The 22,165-nt window shown below is 73.4% G+C and carries 19 protein-coding genes; 11 read left to right on the top strand and 8 right to left on the bottom strand.

Features of this window, described 5'->3' with window-relative positions:
- Window positions 1–36: 36 nt before the first annotated feature.
- Together ACZ6TV_RS27255 and ACZ6TV_RS27250 are read left to right on the top strand one after the other, a co-directional pair.
- Complete coding sequence (locus ACZ6TV_RS27255; RefSeq protein WP_465300101.1) at window positions 37–1,953, top strand: ABC transporter ATP-binding protein; 1,917 nt, start codon at window positions 37–39, stop codon at window positions 1,951–1,953.
- 11 nt (window positions 1,954–1,964) lie between these two features.
- A complete protein-coding gene (locus tag ACZ6TV_RS27250) occupies window positions 1,965–3,185 on the top strand; it encodes a multidrug effflux MFS transporter (protein ID WP_465300100.1) in 1,221 nt (406 codons plus the stop codon).
- Window positions 3,186–3,282: 97 nt separating this feature from the next.
- Here ACZ6TV_RS27250 and ACZ6TV_RS27245 read toward each other — a convergent pair whose 3' ends face one another.
- Window positions 3,283–3,636: a histone-like nucleoid-structuring protein Lsr2 gene (locus tag ACZ6TV_RS27245; protein ID WP_465300133.1), complete on the bottom strand. Its 354-nt coding sequence runs from the start codon at window positions 3,634–3,636 to the stop codon at window positions 3,283–3,285.
- Window positions 3,637–3,728: 92 nt separating this feature from the next.
- On the opposite strand from ACZ6TV_RS27245, the gene ACZ6TV_RS27240 reads away from it, so the two are divergent.
- Together ACZ6TV_RS27240 and ACZ6TV_RS27235 are read left to right on the top strand one after the other, a co-directional pair.
- Window positions 3,729–4,430: a DinB family protein gene (locus ACZ6TV_RS27240; RefSeq protein WP_465300099.1), complete on the top strand. Its 702-nt coding sequence runs from the start codon at window positions 3,729–3,731 to the stop codon at window positions 4,428–4,430.
- 39 nt (window positions 4,431–4,469) lie between these two features.
- Entirely contained in the window at window positions 4,470–5,768 is a 1,299-nt protein-coding gene (locus tag ACZ6TV_RS27235; protein ID WP_465300098.1) for a phenylacetate--CoA ligase family protein, read from the top strand.
- Window positions 5,769–5,961: 193 nt separating this feature from the next.
- Here the strand turns inward: ACZ6TV_RS27235 and ACZ6TV_RS27230 are convergent, their stop codons facing one another.
- From ACZ6TV_RS27230 to ACZ6TV_RS27205, 6 genes are read right to left on the bottom strand one after another with little or no spacing between them, the layout of a single operon-like run.
- Window positions 5,962–6,975 (bottom strand): GNAT family N-acetyltransferase, encoded by a 1,014-nt coding sequence (locus ACZ6TV_RS27230; RefSeq protein WP_465300097.1) that lies wholly within the window; start codon window positions 6,973–6,975, stop codon window positions 5,962–5,964.
- A gap of 8 nt (window positions 6,976–6,983) precedes the next feature.
- Window positions 6,984–8,249: a hypothetical protein gene (locus ACZ6TV_RS27225; RefSeq protein ID WP_465300096.1), complete on the bottom strand. Its 1,266-nt coding sequence runs from the start codon at window positions 8,247–8,249 to the stop codon at window positions 6,984–6,986.
- Entirely contained in the window at window positions 8,246–8,890 is a 645-nt protein-coding gene (locus tag ACZ6TV_RS27220; protein ID WP_465300095.1) for a hypothetical protein, read from the bottom strand. The genes ACZ6TV_RS27225 and ACZ6TV_RS27220 overlap by 4 nt, the downstream gene beginning before the upstream one ends.
- The gene (locus tag ACZ6TV_RS27215; protein ID WP_465300094.1) at window positions 8,887–10,071 is read right to left on the bottom strand and encodes an ATP-grasp domain-containing protein; all 1,185 of its coding nucleotides are present in this window, start codon (window positions 10,069–10,071) and stop codon (window positions 8,887–8,889) included. Before ACZ6TV_RS27215 ends, ACZ6TV_RS27220 begins: the two co-directional genes overlap by 4 nt.
- On the bottom strand, window positions 10,068–11,042 hold the full coding sequence (locus ACZ6TV_RS27210) for a glycosyltransferase family 2 protein (protein WP_465300093.1): 975 nt from the start codon (window positions 11,040–11,042) through the stop codon (window positions 10,068–10,070). The genes ACZ6TV_RS27215 and ACZ6TV_RS27210 overlap by 4 nt, the downstream gene beginning before the upstream one ends.
- Before the next feature lie 14 nt (window positions 11,043–11,056).
- On the bottom strand, window positions 11,057–12,019 hold the full coding sequence (locus ACZ6TV_RS27205) for an NAD-dependent epimerase/dehydratase family protein (protein WP_465300092.1): 963 nt from the start codon (window positions 12,017–12,019) through the stop codon (window positions 11,057–11,059).
- Window positions 12,020–12,509: 490 nt separating this feature from the next.
- Here ACZ6TV_RS27205 and ACZ6TV_RS27200 point away from each other — a divergent pair, with 490 nt between their 5' ends.
- Window positions 12,510–13,058 carry a hypothetical protein gene (locus tag ACZ6TV_RS27200; RefSeq protein ID WP_465300091.1) on the top strand — a complete coding sequence of 183 codons (549 nt, stop codon included), beginning with the start codon at window positions 12,510–12,512 and terminating at the stop codon, window positions 13,056–13,058.
- Here ACZ6TV_RS27200 and ACZ6TV_RS27195 read toward each other — a convergent pair.
- On the bottom strand, window positions 13,046–13,858 hold the full coding sequence (locus tag ACZ6TV_RS27195; RefSeq protein ID WP_465300090.1) for an SDR family NAD(P)-dependent oxidoreductase: 813 nt from the start codon (window positions 13,856–13,858) through the stop codon (window positions 13,046–13,048). The two genes, ACZ6TV_RS27200 and ACZ6TV_RS27195, sit on opposite strands and share 13 nt — an antisense overlap.
- A gap of 78 nt (window positions 13,859–13,936) precedes the next feature.
- Here ACZ6TV_RS27195 and ACZ6TV_RS27190 point away from each other — a divergent pair, with 78 nt between their 5' ends.
- The 6 genes from ACZ6TV_RS27190 (at window position 13,937) to ACZ6TV_RS27165 (ending at window position 22,122) form a co-directional block, all read left to right on the top strand.
- Window positions 13,937–14,320, top strand: a complete 384-nt coding sequence (locus tag ACZ6TV_RS27190) for a winged helix-turn-helix transcriptional regulator (protein WP_465300089.1) — start codon at window positions 13,937–13,939, stop codon at window positions 14,318–14,320.
- A 41-nt stretch (window positions 14,321–14,361) separates the two neighbouring features.
- On the top strand, window positions 14,362–14,946 hold the full coding sequence (locus ACZ6TV_RS27185) for a TetR/AcrR family transcriptional regulator (RefSeq protein WP_465300088.1): 585 nt from the start codon (window positions 14,362–14,364) through the stop codon (window positions 14,944–14,946).
- Window positions 14,943–16,172, top strand: a complete 1,230-nt coding sequence (locus ACZ6TV_RS27180) for a glycosyltransferase (RefSeq protein WP_465300087.1) — start codon at window positions 14,943–14,945, stop codon at window positions 16,170–16,172. The genes ACZ6TV_RS27185 and ACZ6TV_RS27180 overlap by 4 nt, the downstream gene beginning before the upstream one ends.
- A gap of 178 nt (window positions 16,173–16,350) precedes the next feature.
- On the top strand, window positions 16,351–17,655 hold the full coding sequence (locus ACZ6TV_RS27175; RefSeq protein WP_465300086.1) for an RICIN domain-containing protein: 1,305 nt from the start codon (window positions 16,351–16,353) through the stop codon (window positions 17,653–17,655).
- Window positions 17,656–17,806: 151 nt separating this feature from the next.
- On the top strand, window positions 17,807–19,996 hold the full coding sequence (locus ACZ6TV_RS27170) for a rhamnogalacturonan lyase family protein (RefSeq protein WP_465300132.1): 2,190 nt from the start codon (window positions 17,807–17,809) through the stop codon (window positions 19,994–19,996).
- Between the two features lie 35 nt (window positions 19,997–20,031).
- Window positions 20,032–22,122, top strand: a complete 2,091-nt coding sequence (locus tag ACZ6TV_RS27165) for a discoidin domain-containing protein (RefSeq protein WP_465300085.1) — start codon at window positions 20,032–20,034, stop codon at window positions 22,120–22,122.
- The last annotated feature ends 43 nt before the right edge of the window (window positions 22,123–22,165 follow it).

The raw sequence follows: 22,165 nt of genomic DNA, 5'->3' as shown, positions 1-22,165 counted from the left end.
ACCTGAGCGTTTACCTTCGCGCGGCACCATAGACACATGACGATCGATGGCGACGATCCGGCGGACGACCTCGCGGTCCCCTACTGGCTGACGGCGACCGCGGAGGCCGCCTCGGCGTCGTTCGGCAAAATGGTGCGGCGGCTGCCGGGGCTGCTGCTGCAGGCGTGGCGGCTCGCCTGGCGCACCGACCGGCGCACGACCACCGCCGTCGTCGCGGGCAACCTCGCCGCCGGGGTCGCCTCCGGCGTCGGGCTGGTCAACGTCGTCGGCGTCCTGGACGGGCTGCTCCGCGAGGGCCCGACCCCCGACCGGATCCGGGCGGCGGTGCCGTCGCTGCTGGTCATGATCGCCGCCGGCGCCGCCCGGACGCTGCTCTCCTCCGCCGCCACCGCCGCGCAGGGCCGACTGTCGCCGCAGGTGAGCCAGGCCGCCGAGCTGCGCCTGCTGGAGCTGACGACGCGGGTCGACCTGGCGACCTTCGACGACGCCGGCTGGCGGGACCGGATGCAGCGGGCCCGCGACCGCGGCATCGACGCCGCCCAGCGGGTCGTCGACCACGCCATCGAGCTCGGCACCAACGTCATCTCCCTGGCTGCGGCCGCCGGGGTCCTCGCCGTCCTCCACCCGCTGCTGCTGCCGCTGCTGGTCCTGGCCGTCGTGCCGAACTTCTGGGCGTCGGTGCGCTCGGCCCGGCTCGGGTACCGCCACCAGCTGCGCCTCATCGCCGTCTGGCGGCGCAAGTGGATGCTGTCGGACCTGCTCGCCGAGCGGGACCAGGCCGGCGAGCTGCGGGCGTTCACGCTGCAGCGGTACCTCCTCGCGGAGGTGCGCCGGCTGCTGGACGCCTCCACCCGGGAGCAGGTGAAGGTGTCCTCGGCGCAGGTGCGGACCAACCTCGTCGGGCACGCCCTCGGCTCCCTCGCGACCGGCGCCGCGTACGCCGCGCTCATCGGGCTGCTGCTCACCGGGCGGATGGACATCGCGGTCGGCGGCGCCGCGGCCTACGCGATCAGCACCGGCATCAACGCGCTCACCCAGGTCGCGTTCTCCGTCAACCACCTCTACGAGCAGGGCCTCTACTTCGGCGACTACGAGTCCTTCTGCGCGCTCGCCACCGCCCGCTCCGAGCCGCTGCACCAGCCGCCGGCGCCGGCCGGCTTCGAGGTGCTCACCCTCGACGACGTCACCTTCACCTACCCGGGCGCGGAGCGCCCCGCGGTCAGCGGCGTCACCCTGAGCATCCGCCGCGGCCAGACGATCGCGCTCGTCGGCGAGAACGGGTCCGGCAAGTCGACCCTCGCGAAGCTGCTCGCCGCGCTGTACCGGCCGGACCGCGGCGTCATCGCGTGGGACGGCGTCGACCTGGCCGGCGTCGACCCCGACAGCGTCCGCGAGCACGTCGCGGTCGTCATGCAGGACCCGACGAACTGGCCCCTGTCCGCGGCGGAGAACATCACCACCGGGCGGCACGACCGGGTGACCACGCAGGCGGAGATCGAGGCGGCGGCCGGGCGGGGCGACGCCCACGGGTTCATCCTCGAGCTGCCCCGGCAGTACCGCACGCTGCTGTCCCGGCACTTCCACGACGGCGCCGAGCTGTCCGGCGGGCAATGGCAACGGCTCGCGATCGCCCGCGCGTTCTTCCGCGACGCGCCGCTGCTGATCTGCGACGAGCCGACCGCCAACCTCGACGCCCGCGCCGAGCACGCCGTCTACGGCCGGCTGCGGGAGCTCGCCGCCGGCCGGACCGTGGTGCTCATCACACACCGCATGGCGAGCGTCCGCGAGGTCGACCGCATCTACGTCCTCGACCACGGCGTGCTGGTCGAGGAGGGCAACCACGAGGAGCTCTCCGCCGCCGGCGGGCTCTACGCGCAGCTGTACGCCCTCCAGGCGACGGCATACCAGGACGGGAATGTTCTGGATGATCCAATCCTTGACCACAAGATGTGACCGCAAATCCCGTGCGACTGGTGCTCGTCCTCGGATCGCTCATCGCCATCGGCCCGCTGACCATCGACATGTATCTGCCGGCGCTGCCGAGCATCACCGACGACCTGCACACCTCCTCGACAGCCGTGCAGCTCACCCTCACCGGCACCCTCGCCGGGCTCGCGCTCGGGCAGCTGGCGATCGGGCCCTGGTCCGACGCGGTCGGCCGGCGCCTGCCGCTGCTCGCCGGGCTCGTCGTGCACGTCCTCGCCTCCGTCGCCTGCGTGTTCGCGCCCGACGTGACCGTCCTCGGCGGGCTGCGGGTCCTGCAGGGCCTCGGCGTCGCCGCGTCGTCGGTGGTCGCCATGGCGATCGTGCGGGACCTGTTCAGCGGGGCCGCGTTCGCCAGCCTGTTCTCCCGGCTTATGCTGGTCATGGGCGCCGCCCCGATCCTCGCACCCACGCTGGGCAGCGCGGTGCTGCGCTGGACCGAGTGGCGCGGCGTCTTCGTCGTCCTCGCCGCCTTCGGGGTGCTGCTCACCACCCTCGCCGCGCTCGCGCTGCCCGAGACGCTGCCGCCGGCCCGGCGCCGCTCCGGCGGTGTCGTCGCCACCCTCGGCGTCTACGGCTCGCTCCTGCGCGACCGGATCTTCGTCGGCCTGGTCCTCGTGGCGGGCTTCGCCATGGCCGCGCTGTTCGCCTACGTCGGCGGCTCCTCGTTCGTGCTCCAGGAGGTGTACGGGCTGAGCGAGGCCCAGTTCGGGCTGGCCTTCGGCGCCGGTGCGGTTGGACTGATCGGCGGCACGCAGTACAACGTGCGGCTCCTGCGCCGGTACTCGCCGCAGCGCATCCTCACGTCGGCCCTGATCGGCGGCACGGTCGCCGGCGCGGTCCTGCTCACCCTCGCCGCCACCCACGTCGGGGGGCTGCCCGCCCTGCTCGCGGCGCTCTGGGCGGTGCTGACCGCGGCCGGTCTGGCCCTGCCCAACGCCCCGGCCCTGGCCATGTCCCGGCACGGCGAGGCGGCCGGCACCGCGGCGGCGCTGCTCGGTGCGGTCCAGTTCGGCGTCGGCGCGGTCGCGGCCCCGCTGGTCGGCGTCCTGGGCACGGGCGCGACGGCGATGGCGGTGGTGATCGCCGGCGGCATGCTCGTCGCGACGGCGACCCTGCTCGTGATCGTGCGCCCCGGCTCGCTCCCGCCGGTCCCGGACGACGCCGTCGAAGCGGCCGCCCTGGCCGGCGCGGCCCACTGACCCCGGGCGGCGGTCACCCTGCCGGGTGAGCGACGCAGAAGCGGATCCGGTCGGCGACCGGATCCGCTTTTTCGTGCGTCCTGCCCGGCGGCGCTGGTCAGCGGCCGGCGGCGGCGTGATACTGGTCGACGATCTCCTGCTTGATCCGGCCACGGTCGGAGACCTGGTAGCCGGCGCCCTGCGCCCATTCGCGGATCGCGCGGTTCTGGTCGCGGTCGCCGCGGGCGGCGCCCCGGCCCCGACCGGACCCGGACCGGGCCGCGGCGACAGTGCCGCGTCCGACCTTCGTGCCGGCGGAAACATAGGGCTTCAAAGCGGCACGCAGTTTCTCGGCGTTCTTCTTCGACAGGTCGATCGCATACTGCACGCCGTCGAGACCGAACTGCACGCTCTCGTCGGCCGGCTTGCCGTCCAAGTCGTCGATCAGTTCTTGAATGACGCGCTTGGCCATGACGGCGCCCTCCTCGGCAACGGAACGGGTGACGGTGGCGACCGAACGGCCGACCATCGCAGGAATAGTATCGCCCATTCTGCGGATTTGAAGTGCACTCGGTTTCAAATAGGCACCGTCACCGATCGTGGCGGTTCAATTACGACGACACCCCTGATGCCGCACATGATCCGAGCATCGGCGAGACTCTACCCATGGCGAACACTTCCACACCCGATTGGGGCGACCTGCTCGTCGGTCAGTTGGCGTTCTACTGGGACGCGCATCTGCGGCCCAGGCTGGACGGGCTCACCGACGAGGAGTATTTCTGGGAACCGGTGCCGGGCTGCTGGTCGGTCCGCCCCGACGAGGACGGGAATTACCGCGTCGAGCTCGGCGCGGATGCCGACCCACCGCCCGTGACGACGATCGCTTGGCGCATGATGCACATCGCGGTCGGTTGTTTCGTGATCCGGAGCAGCACGTTCTTCCGCGAAGGAAGCGCCGACGGCGCCGACATGTTCGACCCGCGGCACGTCCCCGCGGATCTGCCGCACACCGCGCGGGAAGGCGTCGCGTTCCTGGAGGACAGTTACCGAGAGTGGCACGGTCACGTTTCCGCACTCGACCTGGCCGGGCTCAGCGCGCCATTGGGACCGAAGGGCGCCTATTTCTCCGCGGACCCGATGGCGGCGCTGATCGCGCACGTCAACCGCGAGACGATGCATCACGGCGGCGAGATCGGCGTGCTGCGGGACCTGTTCCGCGCCACCGGGGCGAAGGAGCGCACGGACCGCCTCACGGTGGCGCGTTGATGACATCGATCATCGCCACGGTCTGGAAGACTTCCTGGCATGTCGACGATCGGTGGCCTTCTTTCCGTCCGGTCCGTGCTGCGGGCACAGTATCTTGATCGCGAGACCCTCGACCGGCTGACCCTGGCCGGGCTGCGGGACGCGCTCGGCCACGCCCGCGCCCGCGTGCCCGCCTACGCCACCGGGTCGTTCGACATCGGCACGCCGCGCGACCTCGAGGACTTCGCGCGGCTGCCGATGCTGCGCAAGACCGACGTGCTCGCCGCCGGCGAGGAGCGGTTCCGCGACCCGGCGTACACCCGCGACGCCGTCACCGTCTACACGACCAGCGGCACCAGCGGGCAGATCCTCGAGGCGTGGCACGACCCGGCCAACTACGCCCACGACCGCGCCTGCAACATCCGCCGCTTCGCCGCCGCCGGCGGCCGCTACCGTCCCTGGTCGCGGCTCGTGCACTTCAAGCCGTTCCCGCTCGACACGGCCTGGTACCAGCGGCTCGGCGTGTTCCGCCGGTCGGTCGTGCTGAGCGCGCTGCCGGTCCGCGACCGGGTGGAGCAGCTGCTGCGGGAGCGGCCGCACGCGATGATCGGCTATCCGGTGATGCTCCGCGACCTGCTGCGCGGCATGCGCCCCGACGAGCTCACCGCGCTGCGGCGCACGCTGCGCGTGGTGTTCACCGAGTCCGAGCTGCTGACCCCGGAGGTGCGCCGGCAGCTCACCGAGGGCTTCGGGGTGCCGGTCTTCAACGAGTACTCCGCCTATGAGCTCATGCACATCGCGTACGACTGCGGCGAAGGCGGGCTGCACGTCGCCGAGGACCGCGTCCACGTCGAGATCGTCGACGCCGACGGCCGGGCCGTCCCCGACGGCACCGAGGGGCACGTCGTCGTCACCGGCTGGCGGGAGCGGGCGATGCCGCTGCTGCGGTACTGGCTGGGCGACCGCGCGACCCGCCACACCGCCCCGTGCCCGTGCGGCCGGACGTTCGCCCGCCTGGAGCTGACCAAGGGCCGCGCCGACGACTACGTCGTGCTCCCCGACGGCGAGCGGATCTACGCCGGGACGTTCATCGGCATGGCGATCAGCACCCCGGGCGTCGCGGAGTGCATGGTCCGCCAGGACCCGGCCGGCAACATCACCGTCTGGCTGGTCCCCGACGACACCCACGGCACCGGCGGCGGCTCAGGTGGCGGCTTCGACGATCTGGCCCGCGCGGCCCGGGCGTGGCTGCACGACAGCGCCGGCCGCCCGTTCGACCTCGACGTGTGCCGCGCGGAGTCCCTCGAGCTCACCAAGGGCGGCAAGGGCCGCTTCGTCGTCTCCGAGTTCCGGCCCTGACCCCGGCCCCGACGCCCGACCCGCGGCTCGGCCATCAGGCCCGGCACGGGGTCCGGCCTTGAGGCCAGACACGAGGTCCGGCGTTGAGGACCGGCACGGGCCCGGCGCCGAGGACCGGCACTGGGTCCCGGCCTTGAGGACCGGCACGGGTCCCGGCCTTGAGGCCAGACACGAGGTCCGGGTTTGCGGTCCGCTACAGCGTCAGGGCGGCGCGCTGCGGGACGAGCCTGGCGCCGAGGTCGGCCTTCAGGTCAGGCATGCCTTTGCCCAGGACGATGCCGCTCGCGCCGCGCTCCGAGACGCGCTGCACGAGCCGGCGGAGCAGGTCGAAGTACAGGTGCCGGCGCCCGCCCTCGTCGACCGGCAGCGCGCCCCACGACAGCCACAGCGGCCAGGCCGGGTCGTCCAGGACGGTGCCGGCGGCGAGGAGCCGGCCGGTGAGGTCGCGGTAGACGACGGCGTGCACGTCGTCGCGGCCGGCGAGGGCCGACTGCCAGACCGCCGATCTGGGGCCGCTGTGCCGTTCGACGCCGCCGGCCGCGTGCTTGGCGGAGTTGAGCCGGGCCAGGTGCGCCAGCTCGTCGGGTGCGGCCACGTCGCCGACCGCGCCGGCGCGCACCACCAGGTCGGGGTCCTCGCCGACGATCCGCAGGATCCGCCGCATGTCCGCCCGGCGCTTCTTGCGCAGGCCGGCCAGCCAGGCGTCGGCGGACTCAGGAGCGTCCAGCACCGCGAGTGCCTCGGTGTCCCTGAAGTACCGCGGGCGCGGCAGCCACGCTTCGTCCGCGCCGACCTGCCGCCACAGGATCCCGCGGACGCCCGGCCCTAACGCCCGCCGGGCCGCGCGCCGGAACGCCGACATCAGCGCCGTCCGTCCGTCCACCGTGGACGGTGCCAGCCACCATCCGGGCACCGCGCTGCTCTGCGGCGCCTGCACGTGCAGGTAACCGGCCCGTGGCCAGCCCGAGGCGGGCCGGCGGCGCAGCGGGACCACGGAGGCGGCGAACAGGCCGACCGGACCGTCCACATCGGACAGCACGGCGAGCAGCAGCGGGTCGGCGCCGGAGCGGACGCCGGCCCGCATCACCGGCCAGGCCCAGTTGGCCCGCAGCCCGGCGCGGGCGCGCAGGGCGTCCCAGCCCGGCGGCTCGGGGTCGGCCGCCGGGTCGTGCAACCGGACCGTCAGCCCTTCCCGCTGCAGCGCCACGTCCACCATCATCGTCGCCCGGGCCGCGCCGCGCCGTCCCGCCCGGGGCGGCGCCACCGTCCGCCGAGGCCGATGTCGAGACTCAGCGCGCTCGCACCGGCCGACAGGAGCAGTGCCGCCATCGCACCCGACGAGCTCGCTCGCGGCACCAGTACCGCAGCGGCCGCGGCGACGACGACGAGCCCGATCGACGCGGCCATGGCCGTGAGCCGGGGCGACCGTCCGTCGGTGTTCTCCACCAGGTAGCCCGCGTATGCCACGAGCGCGAACAGCGGCGTCTCCAGGCAGGTCAGCACGACGAGCAGCGGCGTGCCGGGCTCCAGGAGCAGCACCAGCGGCAGCCCGGGCAGGCACAGCAGCACCGCGAAGCGCAGGATCCGGCGCGCCTTGGCCCGTCCGGCCCGCCCGGCCGTCCCCCGCAACCGCAGCGACGTCGCGGGCTGCCGCAGGCGCAGCAGGTAGGTCAGCGCGCCGGCGCAGAACCCGGACACCGTCACGGCCACGTAGAACGGCCCGCTCTCGCCCCCGTGCCCGGCGATCCGCAGGATCAGGTAGCACACGGCGAGGCAGAGACCGGCGAGCAGCTCGGGCAGCCCGAGCAGCAGGCTCGTGCGCAGCACCAGCACCGCGACCCGCCGCCCCCGCCGCCCGGTCAGCCCCGGCGACCGGGCGACGGACCACCCCCGGGGCAGGCGCCACAGCAGGACCGCGGACGCGGTGAGGCCGGTGGCGGCGAGCAGGAGCAGCTGCACCAGCGGCGGCCAGCCGAACACGAAGGTGGCCGAGGACAGCATCAGCAGGACGCCGGTCAGCGTGGCGAACGTGACCGCGTCGGTGCGGGGGTGCCCGCGGACGCGGTGCAGGCCCACGGAGAGCTGGAGCATGCCGAGCGCCGCGGACCACAGCAGCGCGGCGGCGATCAACCGGCTGCCGCCCATGACGGTGGTGACGGCGAACGCCGCCGCGGCCACCGCGACCGGCAGCGCGGCGACCCGCAGCACGACCCGGGCGACCGCGCCGCCGAGGCGCCGGGTGCGGGGCACCAGCTTCAGGGCGGCCTTCTCGCCGCTGGAGGCGACGAACACCGTCCACGCCGACACGCCGACGGCGCCGGCGTAGTCGGCGAAGTGGGCCGCGCCCCACGGGACGGCGAGCAGCAGCGGCGCGAGCTGGTTCGTCCCCCGGAACGCGCCGCGGCCGGCGAGCAGCACCAGTGTCATCCGGCCGCCCGGCGCGACGGTGCGGGGCTCAGCCTCCGGCGCGAGCAGCGTCATGGCCGACCGGCGTGGACCGACCGTGCCGGGGCGTCGGCGCCCCGGGAGGTGGGACGGGAGCGGCGGGACGGCCAGCACAGCACGGCGACCGCGGCGGCGAGGTGCACGGCGATGAACACGAACGCCTCGGTGCGGGAGGCGACGTGCCCGAGCCGCACCGTCATGTGGTCGGCCCAGTCCCACCGCTGCGGCACCGGCTGCCCGCGCCACAGCCAGAACGACAGGTCCTCCAGCCCGGACAGCATGACGAGGATGCTCGCGTAGCTGATCCGCCGCACGGTCGCCGCGGGCGAGCCGCCCAGCCGCTGGTGCAGCGCGAACGCGAGGATCAGCAGTGGCGCGAGGATCCGCACGAGGGAGTAGAACCCGTCGAAGTCGTCGGCGATGACCCGGTCGAACATGCGCGGCACGAAGCCGCAGAACACGGCCGTGAACGTGAGGACCCCGACGACCTCCGGCAGCCGCCAGCGGCGCAGCCACTCCGGGTCCAGCGCGGCGATGGTCTCCGCGGCGAGGACGAACGGCACCAGGTACGCCAGGAACAGCCACAGCGAGTCGAGCTGCTTGCCGCTCGGGGCCAGCGCGACCAGCAGCACCCCGGAGACGAGCGTGGCGAGGACGAGACCGAAGAACCGCTTCACGGCCGCACCTCGAAGCGCACGGTCGAGCGCAGCCGCTCCGCGACGGCACGCAGCCGCTGCGGGGTGTCGGCGGTCAGCAGGGCGTAGCCGAGCTTGCTGGTGAGGTCGATGGTGGAGGTGACGGCGCGGCCGGGCTCGGCCAGCAGCGCGATCCTGAGCACCTCCGGCCAGGACGACGCCTCCTCGACACCGTGGATCGCCGCGAGGGTACCGGTGGACCCCGCGTTCAGCAGCTGCACCATCACCGGGTGCGGCGCCGTCGCGGGCGGGACCGGCGGTAACGGCGCGCCGACCGCGACGCTGATGGACGCCTCGATCGGGTCGACGCCGTAGCAGTGCCGGGCGAGCTCGCCGAGCGGGTCGCCGCCGGTGCGGGCGCCCATCTCGACGATCCTCGGCCGGCCGTCGGCGTCGACGACCAGGTCGAGGTTGAGCGGCCCGCGGCGGTAGCCGAGCCGGGCGCAGATCGCGTCGACGGCGGCGACGATCGCGTCGTAGGTGCCGTCGGGGACGGCGGCGGGCAGCACGTGCGCGGTGGTCGTCGCCTGCGGCGGCGGCGTGAGGTGCCGCTCGGTGAGGGCCATGAAGACGACCCGCCCGCCGTCGACGACGCACTCGCAGCCGCAGTGCTGGCCCTGTACCTCTTCTTCGATGACGATGCCGGCGCCGTAGGAGAACCGCAGCGCCTCCTCGATCGCCGCGTCCACTCCTGCCTCGTCGGAGCACCGGGTCACGCCGCGGCTGCTCTGCGCGTCGGCGGGCTTCACCACGAGCGGGAAGGTCAGGCCTGCGGCGCGCCAGTCCGGGCCGTCGACCCAGCGGTAGCCGGGCAGGCCGAGCTCGTCGCAGACGGCGCGGAAGCGCCGCTTGTCCACCGACGCAGCGACGGCCTCCTCGGTCAGCCCGCACGGCAGCCCGAACCGCTCGGTGAGCGCCAGCTGCGTCGGCAGCGCGATGTCGCTGCTGGGGGCGAGGATCCCGGCGACGTCGGTGCGGTCGCGCAGGATCGCGCTCAGGGCGGCGACGTCGCGGGTGCTCACCGGCAGCAGCTCGTCGGCGAGGGGGACGGCCGGGGCGGTGTCACGCAGGTCGACGGCGATCGTGCGGTACCCCAGCGCCCGTGCGGTGCGGTAGGTCGCCATCGCACCGTCGGCGGCGCCGAGGATCAGCAGGCTCTTCATGCGGCGTCCTTACGCTGTACGGGGATGAGCGGCGCCGGCGCGGCGCCCGGGAACAGTGCGTCGGCCGGGTCGACCGGGATCGACGCCTCGCGGATGTAGAACATGGCGGGGCGGGGCTGCGCGTCGGCGACGAGCACCGTGTAGCGCAGCATGACCGCGGCCCCGGCGAGCGCGACGCACTGCGCGAGCAGCCCGCCGCCGACGGCGGCCGCGACCCCGAGCAGGCCGGCGAGCGCGGCGACCGCCAGGGCGGCGCTCACGAGCGCGGCGAGCAGGAGCACGATCGCGACCAGGTGCACGGCGCGGCGGGAGAACGCGACGTAGAGCTCCAGCGCGTGCCCGATGAGCCGGCCGAGCCGGAACTTCGACGTGCCGCGGGTGCGGGCCCGGTGCTCCACGGGCACGGTGGCGATCCTCGACGTGAGCAGCGGCACGGTCGCCAGGAAGTACGGCGTGCCGAGGCGCAGGTCGACGACCCGCCGGGCGAGCTCGGTGCGCAGCACCCGGAACGTGGTCGCGCCGGGCGGGATGCGGATGCGCAGCCGCCGGCCGAGCCAGTGGTAGCAGGCCGCACCCCACCGGCGGTGCCACGGGTCGTGCCGGGAGCGGCGCACCCCGAACACGGCGTCGAAGCCCTCCCGCGCGCGTTCGACCAGGTGGTGTACCTCGCCCGGCGGGAACTGCAGGTCGGCGTCGAGGTGCACGAGCCAGGGCTTGCGCGCGTACTTGTAGCCGGCCGAGAACGCCGCCTCGAAGCCGAAGTTGCGGCTGAACGACAGGTACTGCACGCGGGCATCGGCGGCGGCGAGGCGCTGGATCTCCTCCAGGGTGCCGTCGCCGCTGCCGTCGTCGACGAAGAGGATCTCCAGGTCGTAGCCGCCGAGCGCGGCCACGATCTCGGCGTGGGTCTGCGCGACGCTGTCCGCCTCGTCGTAGCAGGGCACGACGGCGGTGAGGCCGAACGGTTGCATGGGACGGCTGGGTCTCAGCGGCCGGCGAGCGCGAGCGGCTCGGGCGCGGTCCAGTGCTCGCCCTGGCTGGCGATGAACCAGTCGACGGTGCGCTCCAGCCCGGCCTCCAGGGACACCAGCGAGCCGGGGTCGATCCCGACGGCGCGCAGGGTCTCGGCGTCGGCGCTGACGACGGCGCCGGGCTGCTCGCCGGGGCGCATCGGCAGGTCGACGATCTCCACCCGCGGGTAGCCCTTGGCCTCGCACTGATCGATGACGATCTCGGCGACGTGCCGGATCGTGGTCGACGCGGCCGGGCCGCACTCCACCACGTGCGGAAGGACGGTGCCGGCCTCGGCGGCCTCGAACGCGGAGACGAGCGCCCTGGCGACGTCGCCGACCCACACCATGTCGGAGACCTGGTGGCCGCCGCCGTAGAGCTCGACGGGCATCCCGCACAGCGCGCGGCAGACCACCGCGGGGGTGATCTTGCGGACCTTGCCGGGGCCGAAGGGCGCGGCGGCGAGCTGGCGCGGGCCGTAGGCGTTGACGGCGCGCACGATGTTGACCCGGCTGCCACGATCGGCGTTGAACATGGAGACGAAGCGTTCGACGGCGGTCTTGGAGATGGAGTAGCTGTTGTTCATCCAGTGGTTGCCGACCCCGATGTAGACGCCCGGCAGCTGGTACTGCGTGACCGCCTCGAGGAAGTTGAGCCCGCCGACGAGGTTCGTCTCGGCGGCCGGGCGCGGGTTGAGGATCGTCTCCTGGGTGCCCAGCACCGCGGCGAGGTGGATGATGCCGTCGCAGTGGGCGGCGAGCTCGACCATGGCGGTCGCGTCGCGGATGTCGCCGAGCATGACCTCACGCTCTGGCGCCTTCCCGCGCCGAGCGTGCGCGTGGTGATCAAAAACCAGCGCCTCGTGCCCTCGCGCCTCGATCTCCTCGCAGACGTAGCGCCCGATGAACCCGTTTCCTCCGGTCACACCGATCTTCATTGGCCGGTCCTATTCACTCGACGGGCGGATCTTCGCCCATGGCAGGTGTCGGCATTCCCGCCACAGGGTGCCTGCGCCGGTAGAGCCGTTGAGCAGCACAAACACGTGGACGGCATTGATCAGTTTTATGGATGATCGCATCCTCGCACGCGGTGGAAATCTACCTTCCAGGCGCCAATGATCACAGTCCGAGCCGAAAGAATTATTGACTGTGTCGTATGTGAGGCATCGTTTTGCCACCGTTGTCCGCGATGCGACGGAATTTACGCCAGGCGATGCGATATGGCCCTGTCCGTTGGACACCGTTGGACAGCCGCCGGCGGCTCCGGCCACCCGATCGGACGTCGCCCGCACCGCCCGCCACCTGCCAGGCTGCTGTGAAGCCTGGCAAAACCCTGGCAAACCCTCACCGGCGTCGGGTGGGTGGTCGACGTTGACCCCGCCGGGCCGATCGGCGGTCCGGCAGTACGGCACCACGGATGGAGCACACGTGACCTCGATCAGCGGCATCTCCGGCATCTCCGGCTCGTTCGCCACCCAGCAGGCCGGCCTGCGCCCCCCGCCGCCGAAGCGCGACGGGGACCCGATGTCGGCGGTCTCCAAGACTCTCGGCCTGTCCGCCGACGAGCTCAGGAGCAAGCTGGACGGTGGCCAGAGCCTCACCGAGGTGGCCGAGGAGCAGGGCGTCTCGCACGAGGACCTGATCGCCGCGATCAAGGCCGGCAAGCCGGCGTCCGCCGCCACCTCGGTCTCGGCCTCGGTCGAGAAGCCCGAGGACGACGACGCCGTCGCCGAGCAGATCGCGACGCAGAAGGGCCGGCCGTCGGGCCCGCCGCCCGGCGGTCCCCGCGGCGGCGCGGCCGGACTGTCCGACGAGTCGAAGCTGCAACAGCTCAGCTCCCTGCTGGAGACCGACAGCGACTCCCTGCGCGGCAGCAGCGCCACCGACGTCGTGAAGCGCCTGCAGGACAAGGGCATCGACCTGTCCCGGCTGCGCTCGGTCCTCAACAGCGGCGACCTGGTGGACTACGCGGCCTGATCGCCTTCGCCGAGCAGCCGGCCGGTGAGCTCCATCAGCCGCGCGGCGGCGCCCGGATCGAGGGTCGGGAAGTCCGGTGGGAGGCGCCTGCCGCGGTCGACGGCGGTCAGCGCCTCCACCGGCGGCTCGTCGAGGAACCCGTGGATCGGCGCGACGGCCCCGGCCACCGGCCGCGCCGACAGCGAGGCGACCGCGAGCAGCCCGCGCACCACCGGCGGCAGCCCGCGACGGTCGCCGCTCCTGGTGAACCCGGGGTGGTACAGCACGTACCGGGCGCGGCTGCCGGACCGCCGCGCGAAGCCGGCGCCGAGGAGGTCGTTCGCCCGGCCGGCCTGCAGCTGCGCCCGCACCATCGAATATCCCGACGACAGCTGCGGGTCCTGCCAGCGGACGGCCCCCTTGGTGACGCCGACACCTGCCACGTTGACGATCACCGGGGCGGCCGCCCGCTCCAACGCCGGCCGGAGGCCGAAGCTCAGCAGGTACCGGCTGAGGTAATACAGCGCGAAGGTGCGCTCGAGCCCGTCGGCGGTCACCTGCCGGCGGGGCGAGAGCGCGTTGGCGAACAGCGCGAGGCCGTCGACGACCGGGTGCCGGGCCAGCACAGTCTCGACGACCCGCCGGTTCTCCGCGACACTGCTCAGGTCGGCGGGCAGGAACGTGATCCCCCGGCCGGCCAGGGCCTCGCCCCGTTCGCGGTCGCGTCCCACGACGACGACCCGGTCACCGCGCCCGGCGCGCCCGAGGGCGAACGCGCGCCCCATCCCGTTCGTGCCGCCGCTGACCACGACCACGCCCATGCCGTCCCCCGTTACCGTTGACCTTCCGACGTGCTCATCCTCTGGCGGCGGCCGGGAGCGGCGAAAGAAGGCATTCTGATGTCCACTGCGCACACCGGTGTGCCCGCCTCGCTGCGGGATCACGTGCTGCCGGTGCCGGTGCCGGCCGGTGAGTACGAGCAGTGCCCGGTCACCGGGGTGCTGCGACTGTTGAGCGACAAGTGGACGCTGCTGCTGCTGTCGTTGCTCGGGCGGCGGCCGTACCGCTTCAACGAGCTGCACCGCGCGGTGGAAGGCATCAGCCAGCGGATGCTCACCCGGACGCTGCGCACCCTGGAGGCCGAGGGCCTCGTGGAGCGGGAGGTGTTCCCGACGCTGCCGCCGAGCGTCGAGTACCGGCTGACCCCGCTCGGCGTGAGCCTCCTGGAGCCGCTGTCGGCCCTGGCGGCCTGGGCGGTCGCGAACCCACGCCGGGTCGGGTAGCCGACGCCCGCTGCCGCAGAATTCACGGTAACGTCCTTACCGTGAATACGTCAGCCCGCCCGTACCGGCAGCGCGCCCGCGCCGATTCCGCCTCCGGCAACACCGGGCGGATCCTGACCGCGGCCCTCGAACTGTTCGTGGAGCGGCCGTTCGAGCAGGTGACGCTCGCCGCGGTCGCCGAGCGGGCCGGGGTCGGCCTGCAGACCGTGATCCGGCGGGTCGGCACCAAGGACGGCCTGGTCGAAGCGGTCGGCGCCTGGGTCGCCCCGCAGGTCGCGGCCGACCTCGGAGCACCGCCGGGGCCGGACCCGGACCTGGTCGCCGCCGCGTTCCGGCGGCACTACAGCCGGTGGGCGACGCTGCTGGAACGCAACCTCGCCCAGGAGGACAGCTCGCCGGCGCTGAAGGCCAACGCCGAAGGCGGCCGGGCCGCGCACCGGGCCTGGCTCGCCGCCGCGTTCCCGGGCCTCGATCCCCTCACGTCCGGCCGGCTCGCCGGCGTCACCGGCGTCGAGCTGTGGCTGGTCCTCACCAAGCACGAAGGCCTCAGCGTCGACGCCGCCGAGGCGACCGTCGCGCTGCTCATCCGATCCGTCATCCCATCCGATCAAGGACACTCGTCATGAACCGATACCTGGTCTACACCCCGCCCGCCGCCGGGCACGTCTTCCCGCTCGTGCCGGGGCTGCTACGCCTCCGGGAACGCGGCCACACCGTCCACGTGCGGACCGCGCCGGACCTCGTCGAGCGGCTGCGCGCCGAGGGCCTGGACGCCGAGCCCGTCGACGAGCGGATCACCGCGTCGGTCCGCCGGCCCGGCGGTCCGGGCGGCGTCGACGGCATGGCCGACCTGTTCGCCCGCGGCGCCTGGGAGGTCGAGGACCTGCGCCGGGCGGTCGCCGAGGTCGAGCCGACCGCGCTGCTGGTCGACACCAACACCTACGGCGCCGCGACCGCCGCGCAGGCCACCGGGCTGCCCTGGGCGGTCACCGTGCCGTCGATCCTCGCCATGAAGGGCAAGGGGATCCCGCCGTACGGCATCGGCCTCGCACCGAAGCGCGGGCCGCTCGGCGCGGTCCGGGACGCGGTCCTGTGGAAGGTCGTCGAGCGGGTGTTCGGCCGGGACATGCTGCCGGGCCTCAACGCGCTGCGCGCCGCCGCGGGACTCCCCGCGCTGCGCAGCCCGCTGGAGTACTACCGGCTCCCCGACCGGCTCATCGTGCTCACCGGCGAACCCCTGGAGTACCCGCGCACCGACCTGCCCGCGCACGTGCGCATGGTGGGCGGGCAGGTGTGGGACCCGCCCGCCCAGGCCCCGGACTGGCTGCTGGAGCCGGGCGACCCGTGGGTCCTGGTGACCTGCTCCACCCACTACCTGGGCGACGAGGACCTCGCCGTCAAGGCCGTCGAGGCGTTGCGGGACAAGCCGGTCCGCGTGCTGGTGACGCTCGCCGACGCGTACACCTCCCGAACACTGCCGGCCGCGGCCAACGTACGGGTCGAGCGGTTCGTCCCGCACGGCCCCGTACTGCGGCGCGCCGCCGCGGTGGTGTGCCCGGCCGGCATGGGGATCGTCACGAAGGCCGTCGCCGCGGGTGTACCGGTCGTCGCCGTCCCGTGGGGGCGCGACCAGCCGGAGGTGGCGCGGCGGGTGCGGCAGGCCGGCACCGGTGTGGTCCTGCCCGCGAAGCGGCTCACCGCCGACCGGCTCGCCGCGGCCGTCGACACGGCGTTGGGGCTGCGCGACCGGGCCCGCGCGGTGGCGGCCGGCGTCGACCCCGTCCGGGCCGCGGAGCGGTTCGCCGACGCCGCCGAGGAGGTCGCCGCGCGGCACCCGCAGGCGGCGGCCTAGCTCCGCGCGATCCGCGTCATCACGGAGCTGCCACACCCTGGCGCCACCTGCGACGACGACTTAATTGGAGACTTACTTTAACTATTAGGACTGTTTACCTTGTGGTGGCGTCATCGATGGCTGATGATGCGAGTGGAGCGGATCCGCCCGTCCCCTCCCGCCTACCGAAGGACCACCCGTGCTCGAGAAACTCCCCTCGAGCGCGCGACGCCTCGTGCTCGCCGCGCTCGCCCTGGTGACCGTGCTGGGGGTGAGCCTGGTCATCAGGCCCACCCTGGCCGCCGCCGCCCCGTTCAAGGTGCTCGCCTTCTACAACGGCACCTGGGACGCGGCGCACATCGACTTCGACAAGGAGGCCCGGGACTGGTTCCCGGCGCAGGCCGCCCAGAACGGCTTCACCTGGGAGTCGACCACCGACTGGAGCCGGCTCAACACCGGCAGCCTCGCCCAGTACAAGGTCATCATGTTCCTCGACGATGCGCCGCCGGCCGGGCAGCGGGCCGCGTTCCAGCAGTACATGCAGAACGGCGGGGCGTGGATGGGCTTCCACGTCAGCGCGTTCACCACCGACCCGAACTCGTGGAGCTGGTACTACAACACGTTCCTCGGCTCGGGCGCGTTCCGCACCAACACGTGGGGCCCGACCCGCGTGACGCTCAAGGTCGAGGACCGCGCGCACCCGTCCACCCTGCGGCTGCCGGCGACGTTCCGGTCGGCGGTCAGCGAGTGGTACTCGTGGAGCAACGACCTGCGGCAGAACCCGAACATCGACATCCTCGCCTCGGTCGACCCGAGCAGCTTCCCGGTCGGCACCGACCCCAACCAGTCGTGGTACAGCGGCTACTACCCGATCCTGTGGACGAACCGTAACTACAAGATGCTGTACGCCAACTTCGGCCACAACGGCATGAACTACTCGACCAACACCCGGACGTCCTCGACGTTCGAGTCCGCCGACCAGAACCGGTGGCTGATCGACGGCATCCTGTGGCTGGCGGGCGCCTCGACCACGCCGCCGTCGCCCACGCCGTCCACCTCGACCAGCACCGGGCCGATCTCGCCGACCGCGTGGTACAGCGTCGTCAACAAGAACTCGGCCAAGTGCCTCGACGCGCGCGCGGCCGGCACCACCAACGGCACGGCGATCCAGCAGTACACGTGCAACGCCTCCACCGCGCAGCAGTACCAGTTCCAGCCGACCAGCGGTGGCTTCGTGCGCATCAACAACCGCGGCAACAGCGCGCAGGCACTCGACGTCACCAACGTGTCGAGCGCCGACAACGCGCCGATCCAGACCTGGACGTACGGCGGCGGCACCAACCAGCAGTGGCAGCCGGTGTCCGAGGGCGGCGGGTACTACCACTTCGTCAGCCGGCTGTCGGGCAAGTGCCTGGACGTCCCGGCCGCGTCGACCGCCAACAGCGTGCAGCTGGTGCAGTACACGTGCAACGGCACGGCGGCGCAGTCCTTCCGGCTTTCCTGAAAGTTTCGGCTCCCGCGCCCGACGGTGAGCATTGACGCTCGATGATGCATTGCCCGACCCGGGGACCGGGACTACGGTCTCGCCGTCCCGGGTCGGGCAGTTGCCCGGCCGCTTTCGCGTCTTGTACAGCGAGGAGCGGATCGTGCGGTTCATCCATCTTCGGCGGCGGGTCGTCGCCACCGCCGCGGTCGGTGCGGCGGTCGTCGCCGTCGCCGCGGTCGGCGTGACGGTCGCGTCGGCGGCGGCGTCCGGCTGCCGCGTCACGTACACCGTGACCAACACCTGGCAGGGCGGCTTCGGCGCGAACGTCGACATCACCAACCTCGGCGACCCCGTCAACGGCTGGACCCTCGCGTGGACGTTCCCCGCCGGGCAGGCGGTCACGCAGGCGTGGAACGCGACCGTCACCACCAGCGGCGGCCAGACCCGCGCGGCGGACGCCGGCTACAACGCGGCGATCGCCACCGGCGCGACCGTGTCGTTCGGGTTCAACGGATCCTTCACCAGCACCAACCCCGTGCCCACGTCCTTCGCGCTCAACGGCGTGACGTGCACCGGTGCCGCCTCGTCACCGTCGGCATCGCCGTCGCCGTCGACCTCCACGAGCCCTCCGCCCGCCGGCTCGGGCAAGCAGATGGAGGATCTGGACCGCGGCCTGATCTCCGTGCGCTCCGGCAGCGGCAATCTCGTCTCGTGGCGGCTGCTCGGCACCGAGCCGCTCGCGACCGGCTTCAACCTGTACCGCGGCGGCACCCGCATCTCGACGGTCATCGCCGGCACGAACTATCTCGACGCCGGCGCCGCGGCCGACGCGACCTACACCGTGCGGGCCGTCGTCGGCGGCGTCGAGCAGGCCGCCTCGGGTGCGTCGCTGCGCTTCGCGAACGGCTACCTCGACGTGCCGATCTCCTCGCCCGGCTCCGGCTACACCGCCAACGACGCCTCCGTCGGCGACCTGGACGGCGACGGCGACTACGAGATCGTCCTGAAATGGGACCCCGCCGACGCGAAGGACAACTCGCAGTCCGGGGTCACCGGCGTGGTGTACGTGGACGCCTACCGGCTCGACGGGACGCGGCTGTGGCGGATCAACCTCGGACGCAACATCCGGGCCGGCGCGCATTACACGCAGTTCCAGGTGTACGACTACGACGGCGACGGACGGGCCGAGGTGGCGATGAAGACCGCCGACGCCACGACCGACGGCACCGGGCGGGTCATCGGCAACGCGTCCGCCGACTACCGCAACAGCTCCGGTTACGTGCTCAGCGGCCCGGAGTACCTCACCATGTTCAACGGCCTCACCGGCGCCGCGATGTCCACAGTGGACTACGTCCCGCCGCGCGGCACCGTGTCGTCCTGGGGGGACAGCTACGGCAACCGCGTCGACCGGTTCCTGGCCGGCACCGCCTACCTCGACGGCCAGCGGCCCAGCCTGGTCATGGCCCGCGGCTACTACACCCGGTCGGTCATCGTCGCGTGGGACTTCCGCAACGGCGCGCTGACCCGGCGGTGGACGTTCGACAGCAACAGCTCCGGCAACAGCGCCTACGCCGGGCAGGGCAACCACCAGCTCTCCGTCGCCGACGTCGACCTCGACGGCCGCGACGAGGTGGTGTACGGGTCGATGGCCGTCGACGACAACGGCGCCCGGCTGTGGAACACGGGCAACGGCCACGGTGACGCGATGCACGTCGGCGACCTCGACCCCTCGCGCCCCGGCCTGGAGGAGTTCAAGGTCGACGAGGACGGCAGCAAGCCCTCGTCGTGGATGGCCGACGCGCGCACCGGGCAGATCCTGTGGTCCACCCCGGCCAACGGCGACAACGGCCGCGGCGTCTCCGGCGACATCTGGGCCGGCAGCGCCGGCGCCGAGTCGTGGTCGTCGGCCGCCGACGGCGTCCGCAACCCCCGCGGCACGGTCGTCTCGACACGCAAGCCCAGCTCGACGAACTTCCTCGCGTGGTGGGACGGCGACACGACGCGGGAGCTGCTCGACGGCACGCACGTGGACAAATACGGCACGTCGGGCGACACCCGGCTGCTGACCGCGTCCGGGGTGCACTCGAACAACGGCACGAAGTCGACCCCGTCGCTGTCCGGCGACATCCTCGGCGACTGGCGCGAGGAGATCATCTGGCCGACGTCGGACAACACCGCGCTGCGGATCTACAGCACGCCCGACCCGACGTCGACGCGGCTGTTCACGCTGATGCACGACCCGCAGTACCGGTGCGCGATCGCCTGGCAGAACACCGCGTACAACCAGCCGCCGCACCCGTCGTACTTCATCGGCAGCGGCATGTCGACGCCGCCGCCCCCGGTGATCTACGTGCGGTAGCGGTTTCGTCATACCCGGGCGGTAGGTTGTTGGGCATGACGTCGGCGAGCATGGGGTTCATCCGCAGGGTGGACCGGTGCGTGCTCGCCGGCGACGTGCCCGGCTTCCCGGTGATCCCCGACGGATGGCTGGCGGTGCTGGTCGCCCCCGACGCGTCGGTGACGGCCGCGGACCTGGCGCCGTTCGTGCCTGACGGGGTCGAGGTCGTGGTGCTGGCGGCCGGGCCGCTCGGGGCCGACCTCGCCGCGCACCTCGGGCGGCCTGTCGTCGCTCCTGACGGGCCGGTCGTCCAGACGCCGGGCGGCACCCTGGTCACCACCGAGGGCGGCTGGTGGCGGCGCGGACCGTCCCCCTCGTTGCTCGGCCCGCGCTGGCCCGCCCCCGACTGGCAGGACCTCGTGCCGCCGTCGCTGCCGTGGCCGGCGGCCGTCATCGCCCAGCCGGTGCCCGCCGGGTGGCTGTTGTCCCCCGGGCCGATCGGCGCCGCGGCCGCCTATGACGGGGTCGAGTTCGCCGTCGCCGTCGACCCGTCCCGCCCCCGGCTGCTGGTCGACCCCGGGCTGACCGGCGAGCAGCTCGCCGCCGCGATGGCCGCCCTGCCGACCAAGGTGCGGCGGGTCGCCGACCTGGTGCCGCTCGGCGCCGGGCAGGGCGCCGGCCGGGCCGTCGCCACCGAGGCCGCCGCCCGGCTCGGCGAGCCCGTCCACCTGGTCAACGGGGTGCCGCTGCACACCCCTGCCGGCCCGATCACGGTGTTCGCCCTCGATGCGCACCGGCGCCCCGTGTGGGCCGAGCCGGCGTGGCTGCTGCGCCTCACCCCCGACGGCGCCGAGGAGATCGTCGCGTCGTCCCCGCCGCACGCGTCGCTGCGGCCGCTCTCCTCCGCCACCTATGCGATGGACATGGGCTGGCAGGTGCGGCTGAGCGGCAGCGGCATCCACGCGTTCCCCGGCCCGCCCCCGCCACCGGCGAAGGGCCGCGCGTCCCTGCCCGAGCCCGGCGACGACGCCCGCTCGACGCCGGCGGCACCCCTCCTTCCTCCGGTCGCCGCCCCCGCCGACGCCCCCGCAGACGTCAGGGGCCCGGCATTCGGGCCCGGCGACCGCCAGGGGGTCTATCGGGTCGCCGTCGGCAGCACCGACGAGGCGATCGACGACCTGGTGTGGCCGCCGCTGTCGGCGATGTTCACCGCCCTGCTGACCGACATCCCCGCCGCCGTCGACCTGGTCGTGCACGGCAAGTCGTCCGCGTGGGGCGAGGCCGCCGAGCGGGAGCTCGCCGAGCGGCACCCCGGCAGCGGCACGACCAGCGGCCAGGCACGCGAGTTCCAGCGCTCCGACCTGCTGCCCATGCCACCCCTGCCCGCGCCGGCCGACCCGCCCGCCACCGCCCGCCGCACCCGCAACGGGATCGCCCTGCTGGCCGCCGCGGCCGTCGTCGTGCTGCTGCTCACCGTCGCCGGCGCGGTCGCCTTCTGGCCACGCGGCGGCGACACAGACCTCGCCGGCTCCTCACCGCAGACCGCGGCGGCGCCCGCCGGCGTCCCCGGCACCCCACCGGCGTCCGCGTCGCCGAGCGCCGGCACCACCCCGAAGCCGTCGGCCTCCTCGTCCGCCCGCCCGAGCAGCCCGGCCGCCGCGTCGCAGGCACCCACCACCCCCGGCTCCCCCACGACGGCACCGAGCCTGACCCCGGTCCCGTTCAACACCACGACCGACCTCGCACAGGGCCGCCCGACCTCGGAGAGCACCCACACCGCGTCGTATGGCTCCGGACTGGCCACCGACGGCGACCCCATGACCTATTGGGAGAGCCGCAACAACGCCCTGCCCCAGTGGGTCCAGGTCGACCTCGGCGCCGCCGTCCCCGTCCGCCGCATCGTCCTGCGCCTGCCCCCGTCGTCCGCCTGGCCCGCCCGCACCCAGACCGTGACGGTCCTCGGCAGCCTCGACGGCTCCACCTTCTCCACGATCGCGGGCGCCTCGTGCCGCTTCGACACCGCCAACGGCCAACGCGCCACTTTGGGCGTCGCCACCGGCCAGCACCGCTACGTCCGCATCCTCATCTCGTCCAACTCGGTCCAGCCCGCCGGCCAGGTCTCGTCCCTCGAGGTCTACCAGGGCTGACCCGCCCCGGCCTCGCTGCGGCCCCGGCGCGGCCCGTCCACGC

The organism is Dactylosporangium sp. NPDC051087, from assembly GCF_055586325.1.
The sequence above is the reverse complement of the archived record's forward strand: the minus strand, read 5'-3'. Positions and strand labels throughout refer to the sequence as shown.

Bases quoted from the DNA above. Each gene is read 5' to 3' on its own strand.
- ACZ6TV_RS27255 (WP_465300101.1), top strand. From the start codon at position 37: ATGACGATCGATGGCGACGATCCGGCGGACGACCTCGCGGTCCCCTAC.
- ACZ6TV_RS27180 (WP_465300087.1), top strand. From the start codon at position 14,943: ATGAACCGATACCTGGTCTACACCCCGCCCGCCGCCGGGCACGTCTTC.
- ACZ6TV_RS27245 (WP_465300133.1), bottom strand. From the start codon at position 3,636: ATGGCCAAGCGCGTCATTCAAGAACTGATCGACGACTTGGACGGCAAG.
- ACZ6TV_RS27210 (WP_465300093.1), bottom strand. From the start codon at position 11,042: ATGCAACCGTTCGGCCTCACCGCCGTCGTGCCCTGCTACGACGAGGCG.
- ACZ6TV_RS27225 (WP_465300096.1), bottom strand. From the start codon at position 8,249: ATGACGCTGCTCGCGCCGGAGGCTGAGCCCCGCACCGTCGCGCCGGGC.
- ACZ6TV_RS27190 (WP_465300089.1), top strand. From the start codon at position 13,937: ATGTCCACTGCGCACACCGGTGTGCCCGCCTCGCTGCGGGATCACGTG.
- ACZ6TV_RS27235 (WP_465300098.1), top strand. From the start codon at position 4,470: ATGTCGACGATCGGTGGCCTTCTTTCCGTCCGGTCCGTGCTGCGGGCA.
- ACZ6TV_RS27205 (WP_465300092.1), bottom strand. From the start codon at position 12,019: ATGAAGATCGGTGTGACCGGAGGAAACGGGTTCATCGGGCGCTACGTC.
- ACZ6TV_RS27165 (WP_465300085.1), top strand. From the start codon at position 20,032: ATGACGTCGGCGAGCATGGGGTTCATCCGCAGGGTGGACCGGTGCGTG.
- ACZ6TV_RS27195 (WP_465300090.1), bottom strand. From the start codon at position 13,858: ATGGGCGTGGTCGTGGTCAGCGGCGGCACGAACGGGATGGGGCGCGCG.
- ACZ6TV_RS27215 (WP_465300094.1), bottom strand. From the start codon at position 10,071: ATGAAGAGCCTGCTGATCCTCGGCGCCGCCGACGGTGCGATGGCGACC.